The organism is Winogradskyella sp. 266wxhm (assembly GCF_058964685.1).
Window position 1 is genome coordinate 2,417,118 of the sequence record NZ_CM179559.1, and the last position, 17,456, is coordinate 2,434,573.

Sequence of the window (17,456 nt, forward strand, 5' to 3'; positions counted from 1 at the left end):
GTAATGATTGAATAGTGATTTTTGTTTGTGATAATATTAACACTATCGCAATCTGGATTAATGGATGTAAGACTCTAAAGGAGCAAGAAAGTTAAAATGTCTTTGGTTAAACTTATGTTAATGGTTTATCCACCAATTCTAATTTCAAAGGTTTCACCATTGTTTCTTCCGTTTCTTGGTGCGTAACGTTCCATCATTTCTTTAGCCTTTTTTTCCATGATTTCTTCGTAGTCTTCTCGGTTAACTTTTTTTCCTTTGGTTGGTTCTACAATTTCAATTTTGTCTTTTGGATTCAAGACAATCTTGCTACAAATTATTGTGAGATCTCCATCATGTACTTCTAAAATAAGACCTGGTAAACCTTGGTAATCATCTGGTCCATTGCTAACAGGAATTTGAGGAGTGTACCAAGCCGTTACAGTTCTCTCTTCCATTTCAGGTTCTTTATTTTCTTCTTCATTGTCGTCGGTAGAAGCATTGTTAGAAAAGGTTCTTGGTTTTTCTACCATTTTGGTATAGGTTGCTTTGTAGCATTGATATTCTCCAATGTACTTAGTATCTGATTCTAATTGCCATTCAATAGGTTCTAGCTCATCTTGGATAAGAAAGACTTTACCAAAAGTATCTCTTACTTCTGCGTAGCGATTTTCTTTGGTGTTTTTATAAAGAACATCGTCGCCACCACCATTGCCAATAACCATGACTTCAACATCACCCATACCACCAACTTGTGGTTTGCCTAGTCCTTCCTCTTGTTTATAGGTAGAGGTTTCTTTGTTAAAAGTAAGATTAAAGGTTTTTTGAAGTTGTTTTTTCATCATGGCTACCATGCGCTCATGCATGTCAGAGTCCATTTGGGTGCTATCGAACTTAATATCAACCTTACGTTGTGTTTTGTAGGTTGCTATGCCTTGAAAATCTTGAGCATTAACGGTAGAAAATACTACCGTTAACGCAATGACTAAAACTCTAATAATTGTGTTCATTTTTTGATTGATTTTTAACTTTTATAATATTTGATGGCTGCATTACGTACTTTTCCTATTAGGTTTAAGAAAAAATCCTTGTCGTCTGTATTTCCTTTAATCTCATATGTAGCGTGAGATTTTAAACCTTCATCAGTGTTTCTTCCGTTACAAACTATCTTAAAAGTGATTTCTTCATTAGGAGCAGAATGATCTAGTATTTCCTTAATGTCTTTTTTTGTAACTGTAGTTTTTAGTTCTTCTAAGGAATCAACAGAGACTTCAATACTAACGCTTTTTAATTCTGCTTTTTCATAGATGTGTGCTTTTCGTTCTTCTGATGTTTTTTCAACATTAATAGTTTGCGCTATACTTGTTGAAGCTACTATTAACGCTATGCCTGTCAATACTTTTTTAAACATAACTGTCGTTTTTAATGATTAATACATCACAAATATCACAACCTAATATCTGTTTTTGAGTTAACTAACGTTAACGAGTGTTAACCAATTAGTATTTGTAAGTTGTAACTTTATACTTTTGAAGTATGAACAATAATACATACCGTTGGATATTATATACCATTGTTACCGTAATAGTAGCAACCATTGGAATTCAGGTATATTGGAACTACAAAAACTATCTAGCCAATAAACAGCAGCTCATAAATGAAGTACAAATAAGTTTAGATAAAGCTGTTGATGATTATTATACGGCTTTGGCAGAAAGAACTACTGTTGGCGTTTTTATTGAAGAGGATCAGCAAAAAGATGTATTTGGAGAAGGTAGTCAATTACAAAAAATTTTAAAAAATATCGATGATTCCGATAATCCACTTGGTAATTTAGATTCTCTTGATGTTGAATCAATTAAAGGTATTTCAATTTTTAAAGGTTATAAGGCAGATTCCATGTCTAAAAGATATGATGAGCTACATAAAACCTTTAACAAGGATACTTTTAAAAAGCGAATGGATAGCATAAAGCTAAACGGAGGAAAGATTGAATTTTCAAATTTTGAAATTCTAACGTCTAAGGTTATGATATCTATAAGTAATGATAGTTTAGATATTGAAGAAGTAGATAGTTTATTCAATAATGAACTTGCTAGAAAAAACATTGATATAAAGAGTAAGCTTGTTTTTCATCAAGAGAATATAAAAAATGGATTAAAAAAAGAAGCTGACTCTGTTGTAAAAGTTTTAGAGTCAAAGAATAAATACAACTTAAGTACAACTTCAAAATCTACTTTTTTACCTAAAGAGAGTAAACTCAAAGTTGAATTCACCAACGAAACATCAACAGTTTTAAAACGCAGTCTTGGTGGTATCCTTATATCAACCTTACTTATTGCGGCAGTAATAAGTAGCCTGTTTTACTTGCTTAAAATCATAAAACACCAAAAGCAGCTTGCCGAAGTAAAAAATGATTTAATTAGTAATATCACACATGAGTTTAAAACACCTATTGCAACCATTGGTGTAGCTCTGGAAAGTATTAATAACTTTAATGCTATAGAGGATAAAGAGAAGACAAAAAAATATATAAATATGTCTTCAGACCAGCTTTCAAAACTCAATATTATGGTTGAAAAGCTATTAGAAACAGCAACTTTAGATAGCGAAAACCTTGAGTTAAATAAAGAGCAAATTGATGTTGTAGATATATTAAAAAATTTGGTAGATCGTTATAAAATTCAATTTGCAGAAAAGCAGTTTAATACAAGTTTTAAAGTTGAAAGTTTAGAAGCTACAGTTGATATTTTTCATTTTGAAAATGCTTTAAATAATATTTTAGACAATGCTGTAAAATATGGAGGAAATCTAATTTCAGTAGATTTTTTTCCTAAGAAAAATACTTTTGAAATTGTGATTTCAGATAATGGTAGTAACCTCTCAAAAGCAAATAAGGAACGCATTTTTGAAAAATTTTACCGTGTACCAAAAGGAAACACACACGATGTTAAAGGGTTTGGTATTGGCTTGTATTACACTAAAACAATCATTGAAAAGCACAGCGGCTCTATAACTGTAGATGTTACTAAAGATTTAACCATTTTTAAAATCACTTTGCCAAATGGATAATCAGAAGATAAAAATACTGTTGGCAGAAGATGAAGCTGCACTTGGTCAAATTATAAAGGAAAGTCTAGAAACTAGAGATTTTGAGGTGATTCTATGCGAAAATGGTGAGAAAGCTTTCGAAAAATACAAGTCTGATGAACCAGAAATTTTAGTGCTTGATGTTATGATGCCTAAAAAAGACGGTTTTACTTTGGCAAAAGAAATAAGAACTATAAATGATACTATTCCTATAATATTTTTAACTGCAAAATCGCAAACGGCAGATGTGGTAGAAGGGTTTTCTATTGGCGGAAATGATTACCTTAAGAAACCGTTTAGTATGGAAGAGTTGATTGTTAGAATTCATAATCTTATAAGTAGAACAAAAGTTCAGAAAGCATCTAAAGTATTGGAACTTGGTGAATTTATTTTTGACTTTCCAAAACAACAATTGCAATATAAAAATGAAGAGGTTATACAGTTAACTCACAGGGAAGCACATTTGCTTTTTCATTTGATAAAAAACAAAAATCAGGTTTTAGACCGTTCTTTAATATTGAATAAACTTTGGGGAACCGATGATTTTTTCTCTGCTAGAAGTATGGATGTCTTTATTACCAAATTGAGGAAAAAGCTTCAAAAAGATGAAAGCATACAAATTATAAATGTCCGTGGGTTTGGCTATAAGCTTACGGATTAATTCTCAACGTTAAATCAAAAAAAGATTCTGAAACAAGTTCAGAATAACATCATCATTGGTTCAATTTTTGTAATTTCAACCGCAGTATGCAAAGATTGATTTTTATTTTTCTATTCGTGGGATGTTTTGGGTATTCGCAACACAAAGTGAATGCTGTGCAGCGGGATTCAACCTCGTTGAAAGCAAAAGATCTGTTTGGTATTGATGCTTTTGGAACAGCATATTTCACTTCAGAAGATAATAGTTTTTATAAAAAGTCTAAAGACACCACCTTGGTTTATAGTAATTTTCAGTTGGGTGAAATTACTTCGGCTAATACCTTCAATCCGTTAAAAATAAATCTGTTTTACAAGGATTTTAATACGGTAGTTATATTAGATAACCGATTAGCAGAAATTTTTAAAATAGACTTCAATACACTTCAGCCTTATAAAAATGTGAGTTTTGTGTCTACAGGTTATGATAATACACTTTGGATTTTTAACCAAGATCTACAACAGTTAGAACTTTATGACTATAAAACCAAAAAGATTAAACAGAAAACGGTTCCTGTTCAGTCGGAAGTATTAGACTTAAAAAGCGATTACAACCAATGTTATATGCTTACCAAAAATTACTTGTATGTGTATAGTTATTTTGGAAGTCTTATTGCAAAGTACAAAAACGAGGGTTACGAAAAATTAGCTTTTGGTGATGCTTATTTGATTTTGAAAAAGGAGAGTGAACTGTATACGCTACCAAAGGATGGACAAAAAATAGAACCGATTAAACATCCTAATTTGTTAATAAATCAGTTTTTGGTAACCAATGAAACCTTGTATCTTTACCACGACGAAACCCTACGTCGATATCAACTAAAATCACAATAAATTATGCATGTTGCTGTAGCTGGAAATATAGGAGCTGGAAAAACTACGCTCACAAAATTACTCGCCAAACATTACAAATGGGAAGCACAATTAGAAGACGTAGTGGACAATCCATATTTAGATGATTTTTATAATCAGATGGAACGCTGGAGCTTTAACTTGCAAGTGTATTTCCTAAACAGTAGGTTTAGACAAGTCAACCAAATACATGATAGTGGTAAGGACATCATTCAAGATAGAACTATCTATGAAGATGCTCATATTTTTGCTCCTAACTTGCATGCTATGGGATTGATGACCAATCGCGATTTTGAAAATTATGCATCACTTTTTGAGTTGATGGAGTCTTTTGTAAAAGGTCCAGATCTATTGATTTATTTGCGTAGTTCAATTCCTAATTTGGTGTCTCAGATTCACAAACGCGGTCGCGATTATGAAAATACGATTAGTATTGATTATTTAAGCCGATTGAATGAGCGTTACGAAGCATGGATACATGGCTATAACAAAGGAAACTTATTGATTATTGATGTAGATAACCTTGATTTTGTTGCCAACCCTGAAGATTTAGGAGGTATTATCAATAAGATTGATGCACAGATAAATGGGTTATTCTAAGCAATAAACCCATGTTCTCTAGCATGCTCAATAGCTTGCGCGCTACTTTCTACCATTAAAACCATTGTAGTTTTATAATTATCTACAAGACTTTTTACTCGCAACATTTTTTTCTTGTGTTTAACACTTCGAAGATATATGGCTAAAATCCTGTCTGGATATTCTTCAGCAATTTCCATATAAATATCAGGATCATGTTCGCCACTATCACCAATTAAAATAAAAGGTAGGTTAGGGTAGGTTTTTAAAAGATGTAATATTTCTTTTTGCTTTTGCGGTTTTTCATCTTGACTTTTTCGTTTCAAGAGATTGCTTAAACTTCGTAAAAGAATTGGGCCTTTTGGGAAATTATTCTGCCTCAGGAAAAGGTCTAGATAGCGGTATAAATTCCAAGGACTATGACTTACATAAAATATAGGATTAGCATTTTCACCAGAAACTCCTCTGTGTAGTTTATGGTAAAAATCAGCAGCACCTTCTAAAGGAATTCTATTTTTAGCATGCCTAAAGATGGAGTTATAGATAACTCTCCATTTCAAAATAGAAACAACTCCAGTATGTAGTATGGTATCATCAATATCACTAGCCACACCAAATTGTGCTTTGCTTGATGGTATTAAAAGTTCACCAGGAAACCTATTTTGATTTTGTATGGTACGTTTTATATTAACGTCATTATAGGATAATTCAAAACTAAGCCAGCCTTCATCATTGGTTAAACTTTTGAGGTTTTCTATGTTTTCTTCAGCTATAAAATAGCCGCTATCATCGGTTTTTACTTTAATAATTTTATTGTTAGGAAGTTTTACGTCTAGTCCAACGTGCTTTATTTCGTCAGTTTCAAAACGCTTCCAAGTATTTACAATAAGGTGCCAAATATGCTGTTCCTCTAAGTCTATAGATTCATCTTCTAAAGCCCTTCCTCTGGCATAAAAGTGAGAATCAGTGCCATAGCTCTGAAAGGTGATAATCTGTAAAGGGTCTTTTTTAAACCAGCTCAAGTTTTGGGTTGTATTAGAGGTTATGAAGATACTAAAACTAAAGAAAACGTTAAATATTTCTTTAAATAGATAGTGTTAATATTAATTAGAATGCTTGTAGAGATTTGTTTTGCTATTTTAGTGGCTCTCTAACTTTAAATAATCTAAACGCTTTATGCAAAAAAAGGTATTACTTTTTGCTATTGGGCTTATTTGCAATTTTGTAATGGCCCAAGATGCAGAAAATTTAACTCCGACACCCAATTACAGAGCAGCCGCTAAATACTCGCCTAAAAACTTGGGTAAATTGGTTCATTCGACTTCAGTAAGACCACATTGGTTGAAAAACGGAAACCGTTTTTGGTATCAGTACAAAACCACTGAAGGCTCTAACTACTACATTGTTGATGCGGATAAGAAAACTAAAAAAGAGCTTTTCGACAATGAAAAAATGGCACAGTGGTTAACTGAAATTACTAAAGATCCATATGACGCAAAACACTTGCCTCGTTTCGATTTTGAATTTGTGAAAAATGAAACAGCAATTCGTTTTTATGTCACATCAACAGAAAAAGTAGAGGAACAGGAAGAAGAAGATGATGATGATGAAAAGGTTGATACAGATTCAACAACAACTAAAGGAAAAAAGAAAAAGAAGCCTAAGATGGTTAACAAAGTTTACCATTTTGAATACCGTTTAGGTGGAAATTCCCTTACAGTTATAGACAATAAGAAGAAAGAAAAAGAAGATTGGAAAAAATGGGCAAATATAGCTCCAGATAGCTCTGTGGTTTTATTTTCTAAAAATTACAATCTCTATTGGATGGATAAGGAAAACTTTCTTAAAGCCGTAAAAAATGAAAAAGATACTACCATAGTTGAAAACCAATGGACAACAGATGGTGAACTTTATTACTCTTATGGAGGAGGTAGTGGACGTAACGAAACAAATGAGTCCATGAAAAAGAATAAAGACAAGCGCAAACGCGTTTTTGGAATTTGGTCTCATGATTCTAAGAAGTTTGTGTTTCAAAGAACAGACTCTAGACATATAGGTGATCTTTGGGTTATAAATACAACCGAAAGTAAGCGTCCTACATTAGAAACCTATAAATATCATATGCCTGGTGAAGATGAGTATTACAAAACCGAGCTTCATGTGTTTGATATTCCTTCAAAAAGCAGTATTCAAGTTAAGTTAGATACAGTTAATCAACAAAGTGTTCAGGTGTATAGAGCTCCTGTGAAAAAGTCGAGTTATGACGACGATTTTATGCCAACATTATTACTGTCTAAAAAGGGGAAAATATACTATAATACCATCAGCAGAGACCGAAAGAAACTAGATATCTGCGTAGCTGATATAAATACGGGAGAAACCAAAGTATTGATTGAAGAACGATTTAATACTTATATAGAAACACGACCATTGGTGTTATTCAACAATGAAACGGAAATGTTACATTGGGCAGAGCGTTCAGGTTGGGCGCATTACTACTTGTATGATACGGATGGAAATTTAAAAAATCAAGTTACAAAAGGTTCTTATCACGTTGAAGAAGCTGTTGGAGTAGATGAAAATTCTCGAAGTTTATTCTTCACTGCACATGGTATTCCTAAAGATCAAGATCCTTACTATGAGCATCTGTACAAAATTAGTTTGAACGGAACAGGATTAACAGCTTTAAATGCGGGTGACTACAATACAAATACAAGCCTGTCGGACTCTAACGCTTTTTTTGTAAGTAATTATTCAAGAGTGAATACAGTGCCAATGTCAGAGCTAAGAAGTAGTTCAGGCAAAGTCATTATGGAATTGGAAGAGGCTGATTTATCTCAATTAATGGCCACAGGTTACAAATTTCCGGAACCATTTAAGATGAAAGCAGATGATGGTATTACAGATATTTATGGAGTAATGTACAAACCTTTCGATTTTGATGAAACTAAAAAATATCCATTGCTAGAATATGTATATCCAGGTCCTCAGACTGAAGCTGTAAATAAATCTTTTTCAATTCGTATGGATCGATTAGATAGAATGGCTCAAGTTGGTTTTATTGTTGTTACTATGGGAAATCGTGGTGGACATCCAGACCGTTCAAAATGGTATCACAATTACGGTTATGGTAATTTAAGAGATTACGGTTTAGCAGACAAAAGACATGTAGCAGAACAATTAGCTGATAAATTCAATTTTATAGATATTGATAAAGTTGGAATTTACGGTCATTCAGGTGGAGGGTTTATGTCAACAGCGGCTCTTTTGGTATATCCAGATTTTTATAAAGCAGCTGTGTCTTCAGCAGGAAATCATGACAATACAATTTATAATAGTTGGTGGAGCGAAACGCATCATGGAGTACAAGAAGAAAAAGATGATGATGGTAACGTGAAGTACAAATACATGATTGATAATAACCAATCTTTAGCTGAAAATCTTAAAGGTAAACTGATGCTTATTACAGGCGATGTAGATAATAATGTACATCCAGGTGGCACCATACGTATGGCCAATGCATTAATAAATGCTAACAAGCGATTCGATTTTATGATTATGCCAGGTCAAAGACATGGTTTTGGAAGTATGACAGAATACTCTTTTTGGTTAAGAGCAGACCATTTTAGCAAACATCTTTTAGGGGTGGAAGCTTCGAATGTAGATATCACTGAAATGAACAGAGATGTTCCTAAAACTAAAAAGTAACGATAAATAAAGAAGCCATGCATTACGCATGGCTTCTTTGTTTAATATTCTATGTTGTCATTAGATTTCAAAAGCAGCTTTTACTTTATCCACATAATCTAATTTTTCCCAAGTGAACAATTCAACATCTATAGAAATAGGCTCTCCGTTAAGTTGTTCAAAGGTTTTGGTAACTACTTCATTTTTTCTACCCATATGGCCATAAGCTGCAGTTTCACTATACATTGGTTGGCGTAATTTTAAACGCTCTTCAATAGCAGCAGGTCTCATATCAAAAATTTCAGAAACTTTTTTGGCAATTTCCCCATCAGTAAGATTGAATGGACAAGTACCATAAGTGTCTATAAATATTCCCATAGGTTCAACAACTCCAATAGCGTAAGATACTTGTACTAGTACTTCTTCACAAAGTCCAGCAGCAACAAGGTTTTTGGCAATATGTCTTGTAGCATAAGCTGCGCTTCTGTCTACTTTACTCGGGTCTTTACCAGAAAATGCACCACCTCCGTGAGCACCTTTTCCACCGTAAGTATCCACTATAATTTTTCGTCCTGTAAGACCAGTATCTCCATGAGGTCCACCAATCACAAATTTTCCTGTTGGGTTAATGTGATAGGTGATATCATCATTAAACAAAGCTTGAATATGTTCAGGCAGTTTAGCAATAACTCTAGGAATTAAAATAGTGATGATATCTTCTCTGATTTTTGCTAACATAGCATCGTCATTATCAAACTCATCATGTTGTGTAGATACTACTATAGCATCAATACGTTGAGGAACGTTATCGTCACTATATTCAATAGTTACTTGACTTTTAGAATCAGGTCTTAGATAAGTGATGTCTTTATTTTCACGACGTAAAATTGCCAATTCTTTTAAGATGCTATGTGATAAATCTAAAGCTAAAGGCATAAAGTTATCTGTTTCGCTAGTTGCGTAACCAAACATCATACCTTGGTCACCGGCACCTTGTTCTTCTTTTGTAGCTCTGTCAACTCCTCGGCTTATTTCCTCAGATTGTTCATGTATTGCAGAAAGTACACCACAAGAGTTTCCATCAAACATGTATTCTCCTTTGGTGTAACCTATTTTGTTAATAGTATCTCTAGCAATTTTTTGTACATCAAGGTAAGTTGAAGATTTCACCTCACCAGCCAGTACAACTTGTCCTGTAGTTACTAAGGTTTCACAAGCAACTTTAGATTCTGGATCAAAAGCTAAAAAGTTGTCTATTAATGCGTCACTAATTTGATCGGCAACTTTATCTGGATGTCCTTCAGAAACACTTTCTGAAGTAAATAAATATGGCATAAATCCTTATTTTTTATTTATAATTTTATTTCAGGAAAAACTTTAGATTGCTCGGTCGCTAGAGAAGTACATAACTTACTGCTTTAGCATTTTTTTACGAGGTTGCAATCAGGTCAAATTTTTCCTCTAATTTTTCGATTGACAAAAATACGGATTAAAATTAAAACCCAAAACAGATTAGTTTATATCTTGTAAAATAATTAAAATCGGTTTGTACTAAAAAGTTGTTTTATTTAAATTACTCATCATTAGATTAATAGAATGCTATCTAAAAAAACTAAATATGGGATTAAAGCTCTGGTATATCTCGCAAAAAAAGGAGATAAACTACCTGTGCAAACTTCAACAATTTCGGAATCTGAAAACATTTCCAAGAAATTCTTAGAGAGTATTTTGTTAACACTAAAAAAAAATGGAATACTCGGTGCAAAAAAAGGCAAGGGAGGTGGTTATTATTTGCTTAAGAGACCAGAAGAAATACAAATGACTACAATAATGCGTTTACTCGAAGGACCAATAGCTATGGTGCCTTGCGTAAGTCTTAATTATTATGAAAGATGTGATGATTGTCCAGATGAAGATACTTGTGCGGTGCACGAAGTAATGCTAAAGGTAAGAGACAGTACTTTAAAAATTTTTAGAAATACATCTTTGGCAGATCTTTCAGACTATTGAAATCCCATTTTTTTCTTAAATACATCAAATAATTATAAAATAATACATAGGTTTGCATATTAACCTACTAAATCGATAGGGTAATAAGATTATTCATTTTGTCGTCAAAATAATATGATTAGATTAGACATAGATGCTTGGAACAAAAAGTTGAAAGACAGAACACCTCATGAAATTGCAGAGTGGGCTTTGAGGCTTTCAGATAATAAAATTGTAACCACTAGTTTTGGAGTTTATTCTTCGGTATTATTGAGCACGATGTCTCAGTTAGACAAAGATATCAGAGTAGTTTGGTGTGACACATTGTATAATCAACCAAGTACATACGAGCACGCTTCAAATCTTATTGAGACTTATAATCTTAATATAAATAAGTATCAGCCTCTAATAAGTAAAGAAACAATAGATAAAACTATCGGTTTACCTAGTGTAGAAAATGATAATCACGATAAATTTTCTGAAGTTGTAAAGCTAGAGCCTTTTAGACGTGCCTTAAAAGAACAAGATCCTGAAGTTTGGTTTACAAATATTAGAGTAAGACAAACCGAGTATCGTGATAAAAAGGATATTCTAAGTTACAGTAAAGATGGTATATTAAAAGTCAGTCCATTTTATTATTGGAGTGATAAGGATTTAGACGCCTATCTTGAGGCTAATCAACTACCAAAAAATAGTGATTACTTCGATCCTGTAAAAGCTTTGTTGAGTAGAGAGTGTGGCATTCATTTCCAATAAAATTTCATACTACAAATCCGTAACCATTTCTTAGATTTTATTTAACAAAAGAATTCGCTATTAGTTAGATATTTGCATCAAATTCTAAAGCCCCTTAAAAATGAAGCTTATAAAAAAGAATAAGTCTGAATTTAGATTCGCTGTTCAGGTTTTGTTACTAACGGCAATATCACTGATTGCTACTTTTTTTGTATAACTACTACAATTAGTAATTGTAATTATTGACTATTTTTGCTTTTCCAAAAGGTGAAAATGCGAAAAACTTTAACTACAGTTGTATTACTAATTTGTACCATTATTGGTGCGCAAGAAAAAAAGAATGCTTCGCAGTTAGACTTTAGTTATTTTGGTGGCAACATTGCACTTCACAATAACGATATTCTGCATCTTATAAAAGGACATCCTGAAGGCTTTATCTTCAGTTGGAATAAAAAAACTTTTGGAAACGACGCTTGGGAACAACGTTACAACTATCCAGACTATGGTTTTTCATTCATTTATCAAGATTTAAAAAATGAACTTTTAGGTGAAAATTATGGGCTTTATGCGCATTACAACTTCTATTTTTTTAAGCGAAATGTAATGTTACGAATGGCTCAAGGTTTAGCTTTAAACACCAATCCTTACGATAAGATTGAAAACCCAAAAAATATTGCATTTGGTTCTCATATATTAAGTGCTACCTATTTAATGCTCAATTATAAAAAAGAGAATATAATTGATCGTTTTGGGCTTCAAGCTGGATTAACTTTAACGCATTACTCCAATGCCAATGTAAAAGCGCCAAATACAAGTATAAATACGTTGGCTTTTAATATTGGGCTCAACTACAATTTAGATGAGCAGATAGAATACATTGACGATTTAGAAGATGGAAAATTTACTGAACCGATTAAATATAATATAGCGTTTCGTTCAGGGATTAATCAAAGTGATATTATTGGTAGCGGACAATATCCATTTTACATTGTTTCAGCTTATGCAGATAAGCGTTTAAGTCATGTTAGTGCAGTTCAATTGGGTGTAGATGTATTCTTTTCTAATTTTTTAAAGGAGTTGATATACTATCAATCCGTATCTTTTCCAGAGGAGGATGTTAGTGGAGATGAAGATTACAAGCGTGTAGGCTTATTTGCAGGTCATGAATTGTTTATCAATAAAATGTCTTTGGAAACACAATTAGGCTACTATGTCTATTATCCGTTTGATTTTGAAGGTAGAGTTTATATGAGGATTGGACTAAAACGTTATTTCGGAAAAAAACTTTTTGGGGCAGTAACCTTAAAATCACACGGAGCAAAAGCCGAAGCAGTTGAATTTGGAATAGGAGTAAGATTATAATTTTGTTATTTCTGAGAAGTCAGGAATCTATTAAAAAAAATGAAGAACTTTTTATACGTATTACTATTTCTAGTATTTGCTTGTAATAGCGAAGATGCTAACGATTGTTTTCAAACATCTGGAAGTATCATTCAGCAAACTTTTGAAGTCTCCAGTTTTGAACAAATATTAGTTAATAGAGATATTGAACTTATTATAAAAGAAGCTCCAGAATATTCAGTTATTGTTGAAACAGGCGAAAATTTAATAAATGATGTAGCGGTTGAAGTTGTAGACAATCAACTTGTTCTTACAGACCACAATTCGTGTAATTACGTTAGAGGTTATGGTATTACAAAGGTGTATGTTGAAGCTCCTAATCTTACAGATATAAGAACATCATCTCAGTATGAAATTTCATCAGACGGTGTTTTAAATTATCCTGTTATCAGACTCTTTTCAGAAGATTACAGTGGTCCAAGTGAATTTACAGTTGGTGACTTTAGATTAGAGATAGCCTCACAACATTTAAGTATCACTTCAAACAATCTTTCCTTTTTTTACATATTGGGAACCGTTGAAAATCTATTTGTTGGTTTTTATTCAGGTGCTGGACGTTTTGAAGGGGAAAATCTCATAGCCCAAAACGTTAATGTATATCATAGAGGAAGCAATGATATTGTGGTAAACCCTCAACAAACATTAGAAGGTCAGCTAAGAGGTACAGGGAATTTAATTTCAGTAAACCAGCCTCCAATTGTTGAAGTAGAACGTATTTACACTGGGCAGTTGATTTTTGAGTAGCTTATTATGTTATTTTTATTTGAGAATATATAATTAGTTTCTTTTTTGACCTATTCAATTAAAGTTATCTTTTTATTTTCTACTGTTATAATAATTGATTCTTCTACACAACTAAAAATATTATTCCATTTTATATTTAACCTTTTGATATTACTTATGTTTTCTAAGATTATTATTTCTAAATCATCAGTATTAAAATCGTTTAATTTTTCATTATAGCCACGGCCATATTTTAAAGGATTATAATTTATAAAAAGTCCAGTAATAATATCACCAGAGTCAACGGTAAAGTTTTTGTCTTTCAGTTTATTATTTGTGTTCTCAACTAATTTCTTTTCATTGATTAATGATCTTAAGGAGTATTCATTTTTTGAATGGATGGAATAAACAAACTTAAAGCAGAAGTTGTTAATTTCATTATTATTCAACTTCTTTTCACAAGAGATGAAAATGAGAAGAATTAGTAATGTGATTTTTCTTATCATTTTTTAGTGCTGTTTCCTTCCTTTTGGGAAGGTTAGGATGGGCTCTTTAACTTGTCAATTCTCTAAACAAACTCTCTAAACTAGCATTTTTCTGATTAAGCTGAAGGATTTTCAATTTATTATCATGAGCAAAATCAAAGACATGAGAGCGCATATCTTCTTTGGTAGCAAATGTAATTTCATAAGTGAAATCGTGCACATTTTTTACAGAGGATACTTTTGGTAATCTTAATAAAAAAGCATCTTCAACCCTGTAATCAAACTCAACGATGATTACTTGTTCTTGTCCGTCTCTAAGGTCTTTTAAATACTTGTCAGCAACAACTTCACCTTTGTTTATAATAATTACACGGTCGCACATAGCTTCAACTTCTTGCATAATGTGTGTGGAAAGAAAAACGGTTTTTTCCTTACCAACATTTCTAATAAGGTTTCTAATATCTACTAATTGATTAGGGTCTAAACCTGTTGTTGGTTCGTCAAGAATTAAAACTTCAGGATTGTGCAATAAGGCGTTAGCTAATCCAACACGCTGCCTGTAACCCTTAGAGAGTTGTCCTATCTTTTTATGCGATTCAGGTGTTAGTCCAGTAAGTTCTATAACTTCATCTATTCTAGATTTTGAAACACCATACACATTAGCATTAAAGCTAAGGTATTCTTTAACGTAAAGATCAGTATACAGCGGATTATGTTCAGGTAAGTACCCAACACTTTTTTGAACATTCTTTTTGTCAGATGCGACATCAAAACTATTAACCTTAGCAGAACCTTCCGAAGCTTCTATGTAAGTGGTTAAGATTTTCATCATTGTAGATTTTCCGGCTCCGTTCGGACCTAAAAAACCAACAATTTCTGCATCATTAACTTTAAAAGAAACATCATTTAAAGCCTTTTGGTCTTTATATAATTTTGTAATGTTCTGTACTTCAATAGACATGCGACAAAGAATTTATTCAAAAATAGTTATTTCAGAATATTGTTTTGTAAATATTATAGATTCTTTAAAATTTTCAATTTTATTTCAAAAAACTAAGGCAACAATTTTGATTTTTTAAAATAATAATTACATTAGCCATATAATTGATTTTAATGAACATAACTAAAACATATTTTAACTGGTTTTATTTCTTTTTTAGTGAAAGAAACGAGGCTTAGTATGTTTTATTTAAAATATAATTTATAAAAAGTCTCGATTTAGTTCGGGACTTTTTTTTTAGTAAAACTTTATTTTTAGAAACATAAATAAATTTTGATAAAACCAATAGCCATACAGGGAATAAAAGGATCATTTCATCATGAAGTCGTTCAGAAATACTTCAATCTAGACGCAGAAGTGGTGGAGTGTATGTCTTTTGATAGTGCAGTAGATAGTTTGTTGCAAGGACATTCAGATACCATTGTTATGGCGCTGGAAAATTCAATTGCAGGATCAATCATCCCAAATTACGCGCTTATAGATAATTATAACCTTAATATTATAGGTGAATATTATTTAGATATTCAGCATAATTTAATGGCTTTAAAGGAGCAAGTTATCAGCGAAATTTCAGAAGTACACTCACATCCAATGGCATTACTGCAATGCAAAGTATTCTTTAAAGATTATCCGCATATTAAGTTGGTTGAGGCAAAAGATACTGCAGATGTGGCCAAGCAAATTGCAGAGCAGAACCTAAAAGGTATTGCAGCTATAGCGAGTAAAGGTGCTGCACGATTGTATAATTTAGAGGTTTTGGCTGAGAGCATTCAAACCATAAAGCATAATGAAACACGTTTTGTGGTTGTTAAAAGTGAAAATGCAGAAATCGATGAAACTAGAGTCAATAAAGTTTCTCTAAAGTTTGAATTAGATCACAAACGAGGTAGTTTGGCTACTATTCTAAATGTAATGAGCGATTGTAAATTAAACCTAACCAAAATACAATCCTTACCAAAAATTGAAACTCCTTGGAAATACGCTTTTTTTGTTGATGCTACATTTGAAGATTACAAGGATTTTGATAAAGCACATTCTATAATGAAAATTATGGCAGAAAATTTTAAAGTGTTGGGACAATATAAAAATGCAAGATTATGATTGAAGTTGCCAACCGTTTAAAACAAGTTGAAGAATACTACTTTTCAAAAAAACTGCGAGAAGTTGCGTTTCTAAAATCACAAGGAAAACCAATTATAAATTTAGGAATAGGTAGTCCAGATTTAGAACCTCCTTTCAAAGCAACCATGTTGCTTAAAGATAGTTTGGATGATGAAGGTGCTAATAAATACCAATCCTATCAAGGTTTGCCAGAACTTAGAGAAGCTATTACGGGTTTTTATAAGTCTAGGTACAATGTCAATATTAGTGCGCAGACCGAAGTGTTACCGTTAATGGGAAGTAAGGAAGGTATTATGCATATTTCTATGGCCTTTTTAAATAAAGGAGATAAAGTTTTAGTGCCAAATCCAGGGTATCCAACCTATTCGTCGGTCACTAAACTTTTAGAGGCTAAACCAATCTATTACGATTTAAAAGAAGAAAATGAATGGCTGCCAGATTTTGTGGCTTTGGAGCGAATGGATTTAACCAAGGTTAAAGTCATGTGGGTTAATTATCCGCACATGCCAACTGGAGCAAATGCACCAAATAAATTTTATGATGAGGTTATTGCTTTCGGAAAGCGTCATAATATTCTCATAGTCAATGATAATCCTTACAGTTTTGTGTTAAACGACAAACCGATTAGTATAATGCGCTACAGAAACGCTAAGGATATTTGTTTAGAGCTGAATTCGTTGAGTAAAACATTTAATATGGCAGGTTGGAGAGTAGGAATGTTGGTTGGAAATTATGATCTATTAAGTGCTGTCCTACGTGTAAAAAGCAATATGGATTCTGGAATGTTTTATGGTATTCAAAAAGGAGCAATAGAGGCTTTAAAGAGTTCCGATATGTGGTATTCAAGTTTAAATAGTGTCTACCAGCAAAGAAGAGAGTTAATATGGAAATTAGCAGAAAAACTTAATTGTACTTATGATAAACATGCTTCAGGAATGTTTGTTTGGGCGAAGTTACCTCCACATATAAAATCTGAGGAATTTGCTGATTTAGTTTTAAAAGAGCATTCCATTTTTATTGCACCAGGAACTGTATTTGGTAGTAATGGTGAAGGTTATGTGAGGTTTTCGTTGTGTGCGGAAGAAAGTGTAATTAAAGAAGCAATAGCAAGAGTTTAGATT

The 17,456-nt window shown here is 32.4% G+C and carries 17 protein-coding genes; 11 read left to right on the forward strand and 6 right to left on the reverse strand.

Going from position 1 to position 17,456, the window contains the following annotated elements:
* Positions 1-125 precede the first annotated feature (125 nt).
* Both AC2H4K_RS10690 and AC2H4K_RS10695 read right to left on the reverse strand, forming a co-directional pair.
* Complete coding sequence (locus tag AC2H4K_RS10690) at positions 126-986, reverse strand: GLPGLI family protein (protein WP_281138920.1); 861 nt, start codon at positions 984-986, stop codon at positions 126-128.
* Between the two features lie 14 nt (positions 987-1,000).
* Positions 1,001-1,387 (reverse strand): hypothetical protein, encoded by a 387-nt coding sequence (locus AC2H4K_RS10695; RefSeq protein WP_281138919.1) that lies wholly within the window; start codon positions 1,385-1,387, stop codon positions 1,001-1,003.
* Positions 1,388-1,512: 125 nt separating this feature from the next.
* Here AC2H4K_RS10695 and AC2H4K_RS10700 point away from each other — a divergent pair, with 125 nt between their 5' ends.
* The 4 genes from AC2H4K_RS10700 to AC2H4K_RS10715 all read left to right on the forward strand — a co-directional run bounded on the left by AC2H4K_RS10700 (position 1,513) and on the right by AC2H4K_RS10715 (position 5,214).
* Entirely contained in the window at positions 1,513-3,048 is a 1,536-nt protein-coding gene (locus AC2H4K_RS10700) for a sensor histidine kinase (protein WP_281138918.1), read from the forward strand.
* A complete protein-coding gene (locus tag AC2H4K_RS10705) occupies positions 3,041-3,727 on the forward strand; it encodes a response regulator transcription factor (protein WP_281138917.1) in 687 nt (228 codons plus the stop codon). The genes AC2H4K_RS10700 and AC2H4K_RS10705 overlap by 8 nt, the downstream gene beginning before the upstream one ends.
* 176 nt (positions 3,728-3,903) lie before the next feature.
* The gene (locus AC2H4K_RS10710) at positions 3,904-4,596 is read left to right on the forward strand and encodes a hypothetical protein (protein WP_281138916.1); all 693 of its coding nucleotides are present in this window, start codon (positions 3,904-3,906) and stop codon (positions 4,594-4,596) included.
* 3 nt (positions 4,597-4,599) lie between these two features.
* Positions 4,600-5,214, forward strand: coding sequence for a deoxynucleoside kinase (locus AC2H4K_RS10715; RefSeq protein WP_281138915.1), 615 nt, complete (start codon positions 4,600-4,602; stop codon positions 5,212-5,214).
* Here the strand turns inward: AC2H4K_RS10715 and AC2H4K_RS10720 are convergent.
* Positions 5,211-6,215: an App1 family protein phosphatidate phosphatase gene (locus AC2H4K_RS10720; RefSeq protein WP_281138914.1), complete on the reverse strand. Its 1,005-nt coding sequence runs from the start codon at positions 6,213-6,215 to the stop codon at positions 5,211-5,213. The two genes, AC2H4K_RS10715 and AC2H4K_RS10720, sit on opposite strands and share 4 nt — an antisense overlap.
* A gap of 154 nt (positions 6,216-6,369) precedes the next feature.
* Between AC2H4K_RS10720 and AC2H4K_RS10725 the strand changes: the two genes are divergently transcribed.
* Complete coding sequence (locus AC2H4K_RS10725; RefSeq protein WP_281138913.1) at positions 6,370-8,901, forward strand: S9 family peptidase; 2,532 nt, start codon at positions 6,370-6,372, stop codon at positions 8,899-8,901.
* 60 nt (positions 8,902-8,961) lie between these two features.
* Here the strand turns inward: AC2H4K_RS10725 and metK are convergent, their stop codons facing one another.
* Positions 8,962-10,215 (reverse strand): methionine adenosyltransferase, encoded by a 1,254-nt coding sequence (metK, locus tag AC2H4K_RS10730; protein WP_281138912.1) that lies wholly within the window; start codon positions 10,213-10,215, stop codon positions 8,962-8,964.
* A gap of 261 nt (positions 10,216-10,476) precedes the next feature.
* Between metK and AC2H4K_RS10735 the strand changes: the two genes are divergently transcribed.
* The 4 genes from AC2H4K_RS10735 to AC2H4K_RS10750 all read left to right on the forward strand — a co-directional run bounded on the left by AC2H4K_RS10735 (position 10,477) and on the right by AC2H4K_RS10750 (position 13,749).
* A complete protein-coding gene (locus AC2H4K_RS10735; RefSeq protein ID WP_281138911.1) occupies positions 10,477-10,890 on the forward strand; it encodes an RrF2 family transcriptional regulator in 414 nt (137 codons plus the stop codon).
* Between the two features lie 114 nt (positions 10,891-11,004).
* Positions 11,005-11,625: a phosphoadenosine phosphosulfate reductase domain-containing protein gene (locus AC2H4K_RS10740; RefSeq protein WP_281138910.1), complete on the forward strand. Its 621-nt coding sequence runs from the start codon at positions 11,005-11,007 to the stop codon at positions 11,623-11,625.
* 252 nt (positions 11,626-11,877) lie between these two features.
* Positions 11,878-12,966: an acyloxyacyl hydrolase gene (locus AC2H4K_RS10745; RefSeq protein ID WP_281138909.1), complete on the forward strand. Its 1,089-nt coding sequence runs from the start codon at positions 11,878-11,880 to the stop codon at positions 12,964-12,966.
* 39 nt (positions 12,967-13,005) lie between these two features.
* Positions 13,006-13,749 carry a head GIN domain-containing protein gene (locus AC2H4K_RS10750; RefSeq protein ID WP_281138908.1) on the forward strand — a complete coding sequence of 248 codons (744 nt, stop codon included), beginning with the start codon at positions 13,006-13,008 and terminating at the stop codon, positions 13,747-13,749.
* A 50-nt stretch (positions 13,750-13,799) separates the two neighbouring features.
* Here AC2H4K_RS10750 and AC2H4K_RS10755 read toward each other — a convergent pair whose 3' ends face one another.
* Together AC2H4K_RS10755 and gldA are read right to left on the reverse strand one after the other, a co-directional pair.
* Positions 13,800-14,234 (reverse strand): hypothetical protein, encoded by a 435-nt coding sequence (locus tag AC2H4K_RS10755; protein ID WP_281138907.1) that lies wholly within the window; start codon positions 14,232-14,234, stop codon positions 13,800-13,802.
* A 46-nt stretch (positions 14,235-14,280) separates the two neighbouring features.
* A complete protein-coding gene (gene gldA / locus AC2H4K_RS10760; RefSeq protein ID WP_281138906.1) occupies positions 14,281-15,174 on the reverse strand; it encodes a gliding motility-associated ABC transporter ATP-binding subunit GldA in 894 nt (297 codons plus the stop codon).
* Between the two features lie 312 nt (positions 15,175-15,486).
* Between gldA and AC2H4K_RS10765 the strand changes: the two genes are divergently transcribed.
* Positions 15,487-16,314, forward strand: a complete 828-nt coding sequence (locus tag AC2H4K_RS10765) for a prephenate dehydratase (RefSeq protein ID WP_281138905.1) — start codon at positions 15,487-15,489, stop codon at positions 16,312-16,314.
* On the forward strand, positions 16,311-17,453 hold the full coding sequence (locus AC2H4K_RS10770) for a pyridoxal phosphate-dependent aminotransferase (RefSeq protein WP_281138904.1): 1,143 nt from the start codon (positions 16,311-16,313) through the stop codon (positions 17,451-17,453). The genes AC2H4K_RS10765 and AC2H4K_RS10770 overlap by 4 nt, the downstream gene beginning before the upstream one ends.
* The last annotated feature ends 3 nt before the right edge of the window (positions 17,454-17,456 follow it).